General features: G+C 73.7%; 7 protein-coding genes and 1 pseudogene. 4 read left to right on the top strand and 4 right to left on the bottom strand.

The genetic code is table 11. The features are described 5' to 3' along the window. Window positions 1–12: 12 nt before the first annotated feature. Window positions 13–7,605: a non-ribosomal peptide synthetase gene (locus OG946_RS34695; protein ID WP_326799894.1), complete on the bottom strand. Its 7,593-nt coding sequence runs from the start codon at window positions 7,603–7,605 to the stop codon at window positions 13–15. Between the two features lie 784 nt (window positions 7,606–8,389). On the opposite strand from OG946_RS34695, the gene uppS reads away from it, so the two are divergent. Both uppS and OG946_RS34685 read left to right on the top strand, forming a co-directional pair. After that, a complete protein-coding gene (uppS, locus tag OG946_RS34690; RefSeq protein WP_326800466.1) occupies window positions 8,390–9,076 on the top strand; it encodes a polyprenyl diphosphate synthase in 687 nt (228 codons plus the stop codon). Further along, on the top strand, window positions 9,073–10,536 hold the full coding sequence (locus OG946_RS34685) for an oxygenase MpaB family protein (RefSeq protein WP_326799893.1): 1,464 nt from the start codon (window positions 9,073–9,075) through the stop codon (window positions 10,534–10,536). Before uppS ends, OG946_RS34685 begins: the two co-directional genes overlap by 4 nt. Window positions 10,537–10,752: 216 nt before the next feature. Here the strand turns inward: OG946_RS34685 and OG946_RS34680 are convergent, their stop codons facing one another. Next, a complete protein-coding gene (locus OG946_RS34680; RefSeq protein ID WP_326800465.1) occupies window positions 10,753–11,673 on the bottom strand; it encodes an EamA family transporter in 921 nt (306 codons plus the stop codon). 52 nt (window positions 11,674–11,725) lie between these two features. Here OG946_RS34680 and OG946_RS34675 point away from each other — a divergent pair, with 52 nt between their 5' ends. After that, a complete protein-coding gene (locus tag OG946_RS34675) occupies window positions 11,726–12,250 on the top strand; it encodes a MarR family winged helix-turn-helix transcriptional regulator (protein ID WP_326799892.1) in 525 nt (174 codons plus the stop codon). A 617-nt stretch (window positions 12,251–12,867) separates the two neighbouring features. Next, complete coding sequence (locus OG946_RS34670; RefSeq protein ID WP_326799891.1) at window positions 12,868–13,683, top strand: endonuclease I family protein; 816 nt, start codon at window positions 12,868–12,870, stop codon at window positions 13,681–13,683. 39 nt (window positions 13,684–13,722) lie between these two features. Here the strand turns inward: OG946_RS34670 and OG946_RS34665 are convergent. Further along, window positions 13,723–14,101: pseudogene (locus OG946_RS34665) on the bottom strand (ABC transporter ATP-binding protein); the annotation flags it as partial. Next, on the bottom strand, window positions 14,041–14,439 hold the full coding sequence (locus tag OG946_RS34660; RefSeq protein ID WP_326799890.1) for a DUF1152 domain-containing protein: 399 nt from the start codon (window positions 14,437–14,439) through the stop codon (window positions 14,041–14,043). The gene OG946_RS34660 and the pseudogene OG946_RS34665, both read right to left, overlap by 61 nt. Window positions 14,440–14,463: the final 24 nt, after the last annotated feature.

The raw sequence follows: 14,463 nt of genomic DNA, 5'->3' as shown, positions 1-14,463 counted from the left end.
GGCAGGCGTGCGCTAGCGCTTCATGAAGGTCCAGTACGCGTCGACGGCGGCCTCGTCGACGTCCGGGATCCCGACCCCGTACCGCCGCAGCAGCCCGACCGTCCGGCCGTTGTCGAACACCGGTTGGGCTCTCGTGCCGGCAGTCCCGGCCAGGTCCTCCAGGTATTCGCGGTACGGCGCGATCGGCAGCTCCCGGCCGCGTGCGCCCGCGGCACGCAGCCGCCCCAGCCAGGAGGCGAGCGGGACCGCCGCGGAGCGCGTCCCGTGCAGCCGGCCGTGCCCCGCCATGAAGGCGCCGGGCCCGATGCGGCGCGGGTGGTGCAGGTGGTGGACGGATCCCGGGCCGCCGTCGTCCCGCAGCACCAGCGCGACGACGGCGCGGGCGAGGGCGTCGACGGGGAGCAGCGCCTCGTCGAGCGCGGGATCCACCGGGTGGCAGCCGAGTTCCGCGCAGCTCACCAGGAGCCGGGAGAACATGTCGTCACGGTTGACGGCGCCGATCGCGGAGTGCGCCCAGATGCGGCCCAGCCGGTGGATGCCGCCGCTCGCACCGCGCGCGAACGCCCGCTCCACCAGCCGGTCGGCGACCCACTTGCTCGCGGAGTAGCCCTTGCCGTACGGGTGTTGCTCGCCGCCGGTCGGCGACTCCTCGGTGACGGGCAGGGCGCCGGCGCCGTACGCCCGGAACACGCCGAGGGTCGACAGGTGGTGGAACGCCTTCGGCCGCCCCTCCGCCGCAAGGCCCAGCAGGGTGCGGGTGCCCTCGACGTTGGCCGGCTTCAGCAGGGCGTAGGGCGAGACGTGGTGGACGCGCGCGCCCGCGTGCACGATCGTGTCGACGCCGTCCCGCAGCCGGGCCCAGCCCTCCGGCCCTGCGCCGAGGTCGACGGCGCCGAGGTCGCCGGGGACGGCGACGGTCCGCGGGTCGCCCACCGCGGCGTCGAGGCCGTACGCGCGCAGCGCCGCGGCCAGCCGCTCACGCGCCCCGGCGGCGGTGCCCGCCCGTACGAGGCAGTGCACCCGGGCCGTCGTGGCCCGCAGCAACTCCGCGAGCAGAAAGGCCCCGACGAAGCCCGTGGCGCCGGTCAGCAGCACCTCGCGAGGGCCGCCGACCGGGGGCACGGCGGCGGTGAACCGGAGCGCGGGGCTGAGCTTCGCCTCGGAGTCCGGCACCCAGGAGGGCGCGGCCCGGAGTCCTTCCGCGCCGAGTTGCCGGGCGAGTCCTGCCGGGGTGGGGGCCTCCAGGAGCGCGGAGAGGCCGAAGGGGACGGCGAGGCGTTCGCCGATGCGGCCGGCGAGCCGGGTGGCGAGCAGCGAGTGGCCGCCGAGCGCGAAGAAGTCGTCGTCGACGCCGACGGCGGGCAGCTCCAGCACTTCGGCGAACAGCTCGCAGAGGGCCTTCTCGTACGGGGTGCGCGGCGCGCGGCCGGCTCCGGGGGACGCGGGAGTGCCCGGGGCCGGCAGGGCGCGACGGTCGAGTTTGCCGTTGGGCGTCAGCGGCAGCGCGGGCAGCGCCACGATCGCGGCCGGTACGGCGTGGGCGGGCAGCCGCGCGCGGAGGAAGGCGCGCAGTGCCGCCGTTTCCGGCTCACCGGCGGCGGGCACCGCGTAGCCGACGAGCCGGCTGTCGCCGCGGTGGTCGGCGCGCGCGACCACCGCGGCGCGGGCGACCGCGGGATGGGCGGCGAGGGCGGCTTCGACCTCGCCGGGTTCGACGCGGTGGCCGCGGATCTTGACCTGGTCGTCGGCGCGTCCGGCGAAGTCGAGCCGGCCGTCGCGGCGGGGGCGGGCGAGGTCCCCGGTGCGGTACATCCGCGCGCCCGGCGGGCCGTACGGGTCGGCCACGAACCGCAGGGCGGTCTCGCCGGGGCGGCGCAGGTAGCCGCGCGCCAGGCCGGCCCCGGCGACGTACAGCTCGCCGGTCACGCCTGGCGGCACCGGCCGCAGCGCCGCGTCCAGGACGTACGCGCGGGCGCCGGGGACGGGCCGGCCGAGCACGGGCGTGCCGGTGTCGTCGAGCCGCGCCTGCACGCAGTCGACGGTGCACTCGGTGGGCCCGTACATGTTGTGGGCGGTCAGCCCGGGGACCGCGCGCAGCTCCCGCCACAGCTCCGCCGGCAGCGCCTCGCCGCCGAGGACCGCGAGGGCGGGCCGCGGGCGCCCGTCCGCGAACAGGCCGCGGTCGCAGAGGACCTGCATGTACGAGGGCGTGACGTCGACGCTGTCGATGCGCCGTTCGGCGAGCCACGCCACGAACCGGTCCGCGTCCGTCCACGTACCGTCGTCCGGCACGTGCAGCTCGTGGCCCGCGGTGAGGGCCGCGAGCTGCCCCCAGGAGGCGTCGAAGGACACCGAGGCGGTCAGCGCGACCCGCAGCGGCCGGCCGCCGGCGCGCCGGGCCACCGGGCCGAACACCTGCTCCCCGTACCGCTCCGCGACGGCGGCGACGCTCGCGTGCCGCGCGACGACGCCCTTGGGCGCGCCGGTCGAGCCTGAGGTGTAGATGACGTACGCCGGGTGATCGGGCCGCGGTCCCGGCGCGGGTTCCGTACCGGGCAGGGCCGCCGATCCGGCGGCCAGCGCCGGGTCGTCGAGCAGCAGCCGCGGGCCGCCGGCGCCGAGGGTGCCGGCGGAAGCGGTGGCGGTGTCCGTGAGCAGCAGCACGGGGCGGGCGTCGGCGACCATGGCGGCGAGGCGCGGGGCCGGGTAGCCGGGGTCGAGGGGCAGGTAGGCGGCGCCGGCCTTGAGGACCGCGAGCAGGGCCACGACGAGGTCGGCGGAGCGGGGCAGGGCGACGGCCACGACGTCCTCGGGGCCGGGGCCGCGGGCGGTGAGGGCGTGCGCGAGCCGGCTGGCGCGGGCGTCAAGTCCTGCGTACGTCAGCTCCGTACCGGCCGCCGCGACGGCGACCGCGCCGGGGGTGGCGCGTACCCGCGCGGCGAACAGCTCGGTCAGCGTGCGGGCGGGCACCGGCTCGCCGTCGCCCTCCGCGTCCGTGTCCGTGTCTGCGTCTGCTTCCGTCTCTGCGTCTGCGCTGCCCACGAGGAGCCGGCGCTCGGCGCCGGACAGCACGTCGATCCGGCTGATCGGCATCCCGGGTTCGGCCACGGCCGCCCGCAGCAGGCGCACCCAGCGGTCGGCGAACTCCTCCACCGTGGCGTGGTCGAAGAGGTCGGTGGCGTAGTCGAGGGTGCCGGTCAGGCCGAGGCGTTCGCCCGCCGCGGTGCGCTGTTCGCCGATGCCGATGTCCAGGTCGAACTTGGCGGTCCGCGTGGGCACCCGGATCCGGGAGGTGCGCAGCCCGGGGAGCGTGAACTCCGCGGTCTCGTCGGCGTCGACGGACAGCGCGACCTGGAACAGCGGGTGGCGGCCCGGCGAGCGGGGCGGGTTGAGCGCTTCGACGAGCCGCTCGAAGGGCACGTCCTGGTGGGCGTACGCCGCCAGTGCGGTGTCCCGTACCCGCTCCACCAGCTCCGTGAAGGCGGGGTCGCCCGAGGTGTCGGTGCGCAGCACCAGCGTGTTGACGAAGAAGCCCACCAGGTCGTCGAGCGCCTCGTCGGTGCGGCCGGCGATGACGCTGCCGACGGGCAGGTCGGTGCCCGCGCCGAGCCTCGTGAGCAGCGCCGCGAGGCTTGCGTGCAGCACCATGAACAGACTGGCGCCCGAGCGGCCGCCCACCTCCGCGAGCGCCGCGTGCAGTTCGGCGTCGATGTGCAGCAGGACCCGGCCGCCCGCGTACGAGGCGACGGCGGGCCGGGGCCGGTCGCGGGGCAGCGCGATCTCGTCGGGCAGGCCGGCGAGCGCCGCCGTCCAGTGGGCGAGCTGGCGGTGCAGCAGGCCGTCGGGGTCTTCTGGGGCGCCGAGGAGGCGGCGCTGCCAGAGGGTGTAGTCGGTGTAACGGACCGGCAGCGGCGCCCAGTCGGGCTTCTCTCCGCGCAGGCGGGCGGCGTACGCGGTCGCCAGGTCGCGGGTGAGCGGGGCCATGGACCAGCCGTCGGCGGCGATGTGGTGGATGACCAGGCACAGGACGGCGTCGGCGGGGCCGAGCACGAACAGCTCGGCGCGCAGCGGCGGTTCGACGGCCAGGTCGAAGCCGTAGCGTACGGCCTCCGCCAGCTTCCGCCGCAGCTCCGCCGCGCCGGCCACCTCGGTGACGGGCAGCGCGGGCCGGGCCGCGGCGGAGCCGAGGATCCGCTGCCGCGGCCCGGCGCCGTCGTCGCGGGTGTCGGGGAAGACGGTGCGCAGGCTCTCGTGCCGGGCCACGACGTCGCCCAGGGCCCGCTCCAGCGCGTCCCGGTCGAGCTCGCCCGTGAACCGCTGCGCGAGGGGGATGTTGTACGTGGCGGCCGGGCCCTCGGCGCGGTGCAGAAACCACAGCCGCTGCTGCGCGTACGACAGTGGCGCCGCCTCGGCCGCCGGCAGCGGCGCCGCGGTGAGCGCCGGCCGTGCCGGGCCCGCGCCGTCGAGCCGGGCCGCGAGCCGGGCGGGGGTCGGCGCCTCGAAGAGCGCGCTGAGCGCGAGGTCGGCGCCGAGGGCGGTGCGGATCCTGGCGACCAGGCGGATGGCCTGGAGCGAGTGGCCGCTGGCGGCGAAGAAGTCGGTGTCCGCGCCGATCTGCGGCACGCCGAGCACGTCGGCGAACAGCTCGCAGAGCACGTGTTCGCGGGGGGTGCGCGGGACTCGTCCGAGGGACGCGGCGGGCTGCTCGTCAGGCTCCGGCAGCACGTCGCGGTCGAGCTTGCCGTTCGGAGTCAGAGGGAGTTCGCCGAGCATCACGAACGCGGACGGCACCAGGTGGCCGGGCAGCCGCTCCCGCAGGTGCTCCCGCAGCCGGTGGGGATCCGTCCCGCCGTCGCCGGCCACGACGTACGCGACGAGCCGGAGGTCGCCGTGCGGGTCCGGGCGGGCGACGACCGCGGCCTGCGTGACGCCGGGGATCGCGGTGAGCCCGGCCTCGACCTCCCCCGGTTCGATACGGAAACCGCGGACTTTGACCTGGCGGTCGGCGCGGCCGACGTACTCCAGCTGGCCGTCCGCCCGCCAGCGCACCACGTCGCCGGTCCGGTACATCCGCGTCCCCGCCGGGCCGTACGGGTCGGCCACGAACCGCTCGGCCGTCAGCGCCGGCCGGTGCAGATAGCCGCGGGCAAGCGAGGGCCCGGCGACGTACAACTCCCCGGCGGTCCCCGGGGGCACCGGCCGCAGCAGGCCGTTCAGCACGTAGACGCGGGTGCCCGGGATGACCCGGCCGATCGGCGGGCTGGTGTCCGAGGGCGCCAGCGGCGCGCTGATCGTCGTGCACACCGTAGTCTCCGTGGGTCCGTACGCGTTCAGCATGCGCCGCCGCGGCGCCCACCGTGCCACGAGCCCCGGCGGACACGGTTCGCCCGCCACCACCAGCGTCGCGACACGTGCGCCCGGGTCGGCCGCCGCGGCCAGCGCGGACGGCGGCACGGTGGCGTGCGTGACGTCGTCCAGGGCCGCACGGAGCCCGTCCGGAGGGGCGAACACCAGCGCCGCCCCGGACAGCAGCGCGGCGCACACCTCCCAGGTGAAGGCGTCGAAGCCGGGCGAGGCGAACTGCAGCACCCTGCTGTTGGGGTCGACGCCGAGATGCTCGGCGTGGGTCCTGCCCAGGGAGGCGATGCCCGTGTGGGTCACCGCCACCCCCTTGGGCCGCCCGGTCGAACCCGAGGTGTAGATGACGTACGCCGGGTGCCGCGGGTCGGCGGCGAGGTCCGGTGCGGTGTCCGGCCAGCCGTGGGACAACTCGGCCACCATCCGCGGATCGTCGATCACCAGCGCGGGGCGGGCGTCGCCGAGCATGTACGCCTTCCGCGCCTCCGGATACGCCGGGTCCACCGGCAGATAGGCGGCGCCTGCTTTGAGCACCCCGAGGACGGCGACGACGAGCTCCGGCGTGCGCGGCAGGACGAGGGCCACGACCTCCTCCGGCCCGACTCCGCGGGCCGCCAGCGCGTGCGCGAGCCTGTTCGCGCGGGCGTTCAGTTCCCTGTACGTCACGGTGGTGCCGTCGGCGACGACCGCAGTGGCGTCGGGCGTGCGGCGCACCTGCCGCACGAAGAGCTGCGGCAGCGGGGCGGCGGGGGCGCCGGCTGCGGCCGCGTCTCCCATGGCGAGCAGGCGCCGTTGCTCGCCTTCCGGCGTCGCGCTGAGCCGGCCAACCGGAGTGCCGGGATCGGTGTCCGCCAGGTCGGCGAGGAAGTTCATCAGACGCCGCTGGGTGTCCACGAGGTCCGTGCGGTCGCCCTGCCCCGGCGGCGCGTGCAGCCTCATGTGCGGGCCGGTGCCGTCCCGCCGGTCCCACACCATGATCACCAGATCGGCGCCAGACGGGAAGGAGAGGTTGTGCGCGGTGCAGCGGTGGCCGGCGAAGGAGATGTCGTAGTCGAATCCGATGAGGTTGACCATGGTCGGGAACGTCGCGCCCGCGGGCACCCCGAGGTCACGGTGCAGGTCCTCGGCGCGGTAGCGCTGGTGCTCGAGGGCCTCGCGCATCCGCTCGTCGACCTGTGTCAGCAGGTCCCGCAGCGGCATGTCGGGGCGTACGGCCAGGCGTACGGGAACGCCGTTGGCCAGCATCCCCGGGGTGGAGCTGGAGGCCGGATCAACCCGGCCGGCTACGGTCAGCCCGAGTACGACATCCTGGGCGCCGGTCAGTTGGTGCTCGTACAGGGCGACGGCGGCGAACACCAGGCGGAAGCGGGAGATCCCGGCACGCCGGGCCGCGGCGCGCAGCGCCGCGGGGCGCAGCAGCGGCAGCAGCGGGGTGCGCGGCACGGTCGGCTGCGCGGGATCCGCGGCGACGGGCCCCTCCCCCGCGGGTCCCCCGGGCGCCGGGCGCTGCTGCGGCAGCCGCGCTGCCGCGTCGTCCACGGCGCCCGGGTCGGCGGTGGCGGCGCGGGTCCAGCCGGCCAACTGCCGCTTCCAGTACGCCCGGTCCGCGGCCCGGTCCGCCGAGTCCTGGTACTCCCGATCGGCTTGGACCAGGGCCGCCAGCGGGCCGAAGGGCGAAGGGCCCGCATCCCGGCCCTGTACGAGAGCCGTGTAGACCTCGGCGACCCGGCGGGCCACCAGCGCGTAGCCGAACGCGTCGACCGCCGCGTGGTGGTAGGTGTGATACCACCAGAACCGGTCGGGACCGAGCTTGAGCAGCGCGAAGCTGAACAGCGGCCCCGCGGCCAGGTCCATGGGCCTGGCGACGTCGGCGTCGGCCCACGCCCGCCCGGCCGCCTCGGGGTCGGGGGCACCGCTCAGGTCGACGAAGGCGAGCTTCCACGGCGGTTCGCACTCCAGCACCTGCACGGGCCCTTCCGCGCCCGGCACCAGCCGTACGCGCAACGCGTCGGCCTCGCCGACGACTTGGCGCAGCGCCGCCTCGAACAGGTCAGGATCCACGGGCCCGTCGATCGCCAGGTACTCGCCGAGGCGCAGGGCGGACCTGTGGTGCGGGGAGTGCTGCTCGGCGAGCCACACCTCCCGCTGCCCCGCGGTGACCGGCAGGGTGTCCGGCGCATCGGCGGACCGGTCGCGGGGCGGCGCGCCGGCGCCGCCGTGCGCTGCGGAGACCTGGCTACGGGACAACGGCGTACCTCCTGCTGGTGCCGGCAATCTCTGCTGGAGAACGGTGGCTTGGGGCACTTCGGCCCTCGTGGGGAGATGTGGATCATCGTGCCAGCGCGTACTGGATATTCCGGCACTCGGCCCCACATAGCACTCGAAGGAATGATCTGCGGTCCGATAGACCGATATCTGTTCACCGTAGGGCGGTGGGCGCGCGTCGCCCCGGGCGGCGGCCGGAGGCCGTCGAGCGGGAGAACGAGGCGCTGGTGGCGGAGCACCGGGAGAGCTGGGACGCGTAGCTGCCGGAGGGGGCTCGGCGCCCGTTCACCCCCGCACCCGCGGCGGGTGTCGATCCGCACCGGCCGTGCCCTCCGCACCCGGCACGGTACTCCCGGCCCCCGGAGGCACCCCCGCCGTCTCCGCAACCCGCGTATCGACGGGGCTTTGCAAGGACCTCCGCACGAGTTCGACGCTCTGGAACCCGGACAGATTCGAACGTACAAGTCGAGGGTGACGGCCACTCGTTCGGCCGTGAAGGGCCCGTTCGCGCTGTCAGACTCCCAGGAGAGAACGCACCGGTGGGGCGTGGGCGAGGCGGGAGCGGCACAGGGTGGGCGTGACCGAGCGCGGTGCGGGCGGCCCCGTTCCGGACGGGGCGGGTCCTGGCGTGACGGACTACGGCGTCCCGCCTGCACGCGCGGTGACGGAGGACCGGCCGGGCCGGCGACAGCGCGTTGGCGGACCCGGCGATCAGCGGCGGGAGAAGGGGACGCCACGTGCTGGGCCGCGGCACGTGGCCTGCGTGATGGACGGCAACGGCCGTTGGGCGCAGCGGCGTTCGCTTCCCCGTACGGCGGGCCACCGGGCCGCGGTGACCGCCGTCATCGACGTCATCGAGGCGGCCCGGACCGCCGGCGTGGAGTGGCTCAGCCTGTACGCCTTCTCCACCGAGAACTGGAACCGCCCCGGCACCGAGGTCGAGTTCCTGATGCGTCTGGTGCGCAGGGTCGTGCGCAAGCACGCGCCGCTGCTGCTCGCGCGCGGCATCCGCTGCCGTTTCCTCGGGGTCGCCGACCCGCGCATCCCCCGTGGACTGGCCCAGGACTTCTACGACTTGGCGGCACTCACCGCCGGCAACCGGGGGATGACGCTGACCGTCGCCTTCGACCACGGCGGGCGCCGGGACATCGTCGAGGCTGCGAGGTCGCTGATCCGCAGCGGGACGCCCGCCGACGAGGTGACCGAGCGGCTCTTCGCGGACCACCTGCCTTTCCCCGACACCCCCGATGTGGATCTGGTCATCCGCACCTCCGGTGAGCAGCGCATCTCCAACTTCATGCTCTGGCAGGTCGCCTACGCCGAGTGGGTCTTCCCCGAGGTGCTCTGGCCGGACTTCCGTGCTCCCGACTTCCTCGCCTCCCTGCACGCCTACCGGCGCCGCGACCGCCGCTTCGGCGACGTGCCCGCCCGGACGAACGGAGACCCCTCATGACCACCGAAACCACGGGAACGGCCGACGGGGCATTCCTGTTCGGCCCGGAATCGAAGTTCAGCGGCTTCTTCGACGACCCGCGCTGGGCCCTGGCCATCATCCGCGCCACCGTGCTGGAGGCCGCTCACCCGCAGGTCGGCGCCGCCCTCGTCGACAACTCCGTTTTCGTCGCCCACCCCTGGCGCCGCCTGCGCAACACCTTCCTCAGCATGCGGCGCATGTTCGGCGCCGACCCGGCGGTACGCGAACGGGAGGCCGCCCGGCTCAACCGGCTGCACGCCCGTATGAGCGGCTCCGACTCCCGCGGCCGCGCCTACGACGCGATGGACCGCGCGACCCGCGCCTGGGTGGTCGCCACCCTCTTCGAGAGCGCCGTCACCATGTGCCGGCTGAGCGGCCAGCCGCTCGACCAGGACGCGATGGAGCGGATGTACGCCGAGTACCGCGGGTTCCTCGCCGCGCTCGACGGCGACGCCGCGGAACTCCCCGAGGACCTGAACGACTTCTGGCGATACTTCGACCGGGTCGTCGAAAACGAGCTGGAGAACACCGAGGCGGCCCGCGTCATCCTCTACCGGCTCTTCGACCACCTGCCCGCCCCCGCGCTGCTCGACGGCGCGCCGACACTGTGGGCGGCCGGCCGCGCCGTCGCCGGTCCGCTCATCGGCGCGATCACCGTCGCGTCGCTCCCCGAGCCCTACCGGCGCCGGGCCGGCCTGCCCGAGATGCCCGGCGCCCCGACCCTCATGCAGGGCGCCTACCTCGCCGCCGGGCTCACCCGATTCCTGCCCGAGGGCTGGATCAACGCCGAGAGCATCATCGAAGCCGTCTCACTCCCGCCCGGCAGCGACGACCCCCGCGCCCGTACCGTAACCGCCCTGCGCGCCCGTATGAAGCGGGCATCGGCCCTGCTCCGCCTCCTCACACCACTGAGCGGCGACACCGACCCCGGCCCGGCACCTTCGGCGGCCACGGGAGAGAACCGACGCTCGGCGGAGGAGTTCTTCCGCCGGGTGCTGGACCAGACCGGCGACGGCCACCTCGACTGGCCCGACCTCGCCGCCATGGCACGCGAACTCTCCACCCGCCTCGACCTGGACGAACCCGAGGAGGCCCGGCTCTACGACGCCTTCGCCGCCTGGTGGCGGGAGCTCCAGGCCGCCCTCGACACGGACGGCGACGGCCGCGTCAGCGCCGAGGAGTACGCCACCGCCGTCCCCTCCCTCGCCGGACCCGCGCTCATCCGCGTAGCCGAGGTCCTCTTCGACGCCACCGACAAGGACGGCAACGGGAGCATCGACGCGGACGAGTACCGAACCCTCTTCCGCACCGCCTTTCACCGCGACCTCACCGCCACCGACGGCACCTACGGCCGGAGCGCCTTCGTGGGCGACTTCCTCTCCTTCATGGCCGGCCGCCGCACGAGCACCCCGTACGACCCCCTCCTCGCCGGCGCCTGACGAACTCGGCCGGGTCAGGTGCCTCCCTGGACCAGCAGGAAGATGCGCTCGGGATCGAAGGGTGTCCAGAAGGGGCTCTGTTCACGAGAACCGGGTCTGGCACAAGTTCCGTGGGGTGATCACTGTCCGTGGTGCCAACGCCCTGCGGCGAGTCGGCGGGGCTCAACTCGGCCTCGTACACGTCCGGGCCGGGCGCCCTTCCCCTACCTCTGATCCTCACGGGGATCGGGTAGGGAGGGGCGCTTGCGCGGGACACACGTCCGATACCGGGTCGGGAGGTGCCTGACTGCTGTCGCGCCGGCCCGTGCGCTTGGACTGGCCCAGGACGACTCCGGCCAGGACCAGGACCAATCCGCACAGTTGCTGGAGGGTCAGCACCTCTCCGGCGACGGCTGTGCCGAGCAGGACGCCCGTAACGGGGTTGAGCAACCCGATCAGTCCGACTGTCCCCGCGGGCAGGTGCCGCAGCCCGGTGAACCAGGCGGCGAAGGCCAGCGCGGTGGCTACCACGGCGACGTAGCCGAACGCGAGGAGCGTCGGTGTGGAGAGCTCGGGCGGTGGGCCCTCCACGGCTGCGGCGACCGGGAGCAGGAACAGACCTCCGGCGGTGAGTTGCCAGGCGGTCGAGGCGAGCACATCGGTGTCGGCGCTCCACCGTTTGGTCAGGATGTGACCGAAGGACGACACCAGCATGGCGGCGGCCGAGGCGAGGACTCCCGGTACGCTCGCCCCTTTCACCCCGGTGAGCAGCATGAGACAGACCCCGCCGAGTCCGATCGCGGCAGCGGCCAAGCCGGCGGTCCGGGGCCGCTCGGACACCAGGGGCCAGGCGATGAGCATCATCGTCAGCGGGGACGCCGCCATGACGGTCGAGGCGATGCTCGTCGGAAGCAGTTGGGAGGCGACGTAGACGAGGACGAAGAACACGCTCATGTTGAGCAGTCCGAGCACCGCGGAGCGCCACCACCAGGCGCCGCGTGGCCGCTGCCTGCGCAGGGCGAGCAGGACGAGGCCGGCGGGCAGTGCCCGCAGGGCGGCCCCGTAGAGCGGGCGGTCGGCCGGCAGGTACTCGTGGGTGACGAAGTAGTTGGTCCCCCAGGCCGCCGGCGCGACCGCGGTCAGTGCCACCCAGCGCATATTGGCTTCCATGGAAGCTAATGTAACTTCCCGGGAAGCTACTATGGAGTCCATGGAGCACGATGAACCGCTGGACAGGGTGGCCCGCATCCAGGCCGACTGGCGCCGCGAGCGCCCCGACATCGACGTCGCCCCGCAGGGCGTGATCGGCCGACTGCACCGCCTGGCCGACCGGCTTACCGGGGAACTCTGCCTCGTCTACGGCCGCTACGGTCTCAGCGAGGGCGAGTTCGATGTCCTGTGTGCCCTGCGCCGCGCCGGGGCCCCCTACGAGCGGGCACCCGGCGAACTCGCCGCGCACACGATGGTCACCACCGGCGCGATGACGAAGAGAATCGACCGCCTGGAGCGAGCCGGGCTCGTCACCCGCCGCCGCTCCGACTACGACCAGCGCGGCCGGATCGTTGCCCTCACCGGACCCGGACGCGAACTGATCGACCGAGCATTCACGGACCACATGCGCAACGAACGCCGCCTGGTGGATCTGCTGACGCCCGCCGAGGCCGAGTCACTCGAAACGCTGCTCACGACCTGGCTCTCCGGCATGGAGCATCCGCGTACTCCCGACCGCGGGTGACCCGCAGGCGACCCGTGGGTGTGCCACAGCCCGCCGGTGCAGGCAAACGCCGGCCCCTCCTCATCGGCCGGGACCATCATCACGCTCCAGCCTTGGGCGTGACCCGACACCACAGGATCAAACGCCAATTCCAGGTTGAATCACCGGGACAAAACGACCTCGAGTAGACGACGACCCGCCGCCCGGCCTCGGTCAGTCGGCGCAGGTCGTTGATGGCCGGAGTCGGCCCGCCCAGGTGCATCTAACTCCGCCGGCCACTACCCCGACCGACCTACGGCCGGGATGGACAAGCAGGGGCTGCCGTGGCTGGTAGCGCTGATTCCGATGCTGCGCGAGCAGATCACGGCCCCGCACACCGTCGCCGCCTTCTCCGCACTCGACTGCCCGCCGGACCGAGCCGCCGTCGTGACCATCACCACCGAACGCGAAAGCACCGCTCGCGCCGGACACCGCGACAACACGGGATATCAGGTCTACGCGCGGCCACCTGCGGGCACGCACTTGAAGCCAACTGCGCGTGCTGTCACGCTCGTTGGAGGTCCGGCACCCGGCCGGCCCACGTGCCACCCCCCACACCCGGCACCGGCAGGTGCCGACTCCCGGAGAGAGGTCCTTCCGTGGACACGTCCCGAATATCGCGCGCCGCGCTGATCTCCGCCGTGGCTCTGGCCGCGGCGGCCACCGGTACGCTGCCCTCCGTCGCGGCAACGCCCGCCGAACCCGCAACGTCCTCCGTCGTCGTGTACGACGACACGTACTACAAGGACGCGCTCGGCAAGGAGGGCGACGAGCTCAAGAGCGCCCTGCACACGATCATCAGCGACCAGACCAAGATCTCATACAGCCAGGTCTGGGACGCACTCATGGAGACTGACGAGGACCCGGCGAACCCGGACAACGTCATCCTCCTCTACAGCGGCGACTCGCGGAGCAAGGACTCCAACGGCGGCAACGCCGACGACTGGAACCGCGAGCACGTCTGGGCCAAGAGCCACGGCGACTTCGGTACCTCGACCGGCCCGGGCACCGATGTGCACCACCTGCGCCCCACAGACGTGACGGTCAACAGCACCCGCGGGAACAAGGACTTCGACTACGGCGGCAGCCCGGTCGACCAGGCCCCGGGGAGCTTCAGCGACGACGACTCCTTCGAGCCCCGCGACGAGGTCAAGGGCGACGTCGCCCGCATGATCCTCTACATGGCCGTCCGCTACGACGGCGACGACGGTTTCGCCGACCTGGAGCCCAACGACCAGGTCAACAACGGCTCGTCGCCTGCCATCGGCAAGCTCTCAGTCCTCAAGGAGTGGAACGACCAGGACCCGCCCAGCGATTTCGAAAAGAACCGCAACCAGGTGATCTTCGACCAGATCCAGCACAACCGGAACCCCTTCATCGACCACCCGGAGTGGGTCGACTCGATCTGGCCGTAACGATTCCCCAAGCCGTGACCGTGCGGTAGCGGGCCCCGGCGGCAGGTCCACCGGCATCGTCTCGATGATCCGGCCCGGGCGGGCGCTCATCGCCCTCGACCCGGGTGCCGAGGCAGACGGCCTCCGCGATGGAGTGGGTGACCAGCACGATGGTCGTGCCCGTCTCCCGCCAGATGCGGTTCAGCCCGACGTTCAGGTGCTCCGCCGTCGGCGCGTCCAGCGCGCCGAACGGCTCGTCGAGCAGCAGCACCGGCGGCTCGTGCAGCAGCGCGCGACACAGGGCGACGCGCTGCTGCATGCCGCCGGACAACTCGTACGGCAGGGCGTCCTCGAAGCCCTTCAGGCCCGTCAGCTCGATCAGCTCGTCGGCCCGGCGCGCCGCCGTCTGCTTGTCCATGCCGCGCATCTCGGCCTGGAGCCCGCAGACGTGCCGGCACTTCTGTTCCGCTGCGTCGAGGCTGACGGTGTGGAACAGGGTGTGGGCGAGCGCGTTGGCTTGGAGGGGGGACTGGAGATCTGGCTGGCAGATCTTGGGGCCGTAGTCCGTCCGGCATCGCGGATCTCGCACAGACCCCGGGTTCCGTGCAGGGTGGCAGCAAGCAGCACGGATGCTTCGGATGCGTGCCAGCGCAGCACGTGAGCGATGCCGGCGACATGGCTGGGAGACAGGGCGGCTACCAGCGTGCCGAGGCGATCGTGAAGTGTCTCAGCGGGGAGCTCGCCGGCCAGCCCGGGACCGGCGACCAGCAGGCGCACGTCCGGCTGGGCCTGGGAGCTGGC

Source organism: Streptomyces sp. NBC_01808 (assembly GCF_035917395.1).
Classification (GTDB): domain Bacteria; phylum Actinomycetota; class Actinomycetes; order Streptomycetales; family Streptomycetaceae; genus Streptomyces.
This window is presented reverse-complemented; position numbering and strand designations above follow the sequence as displayed.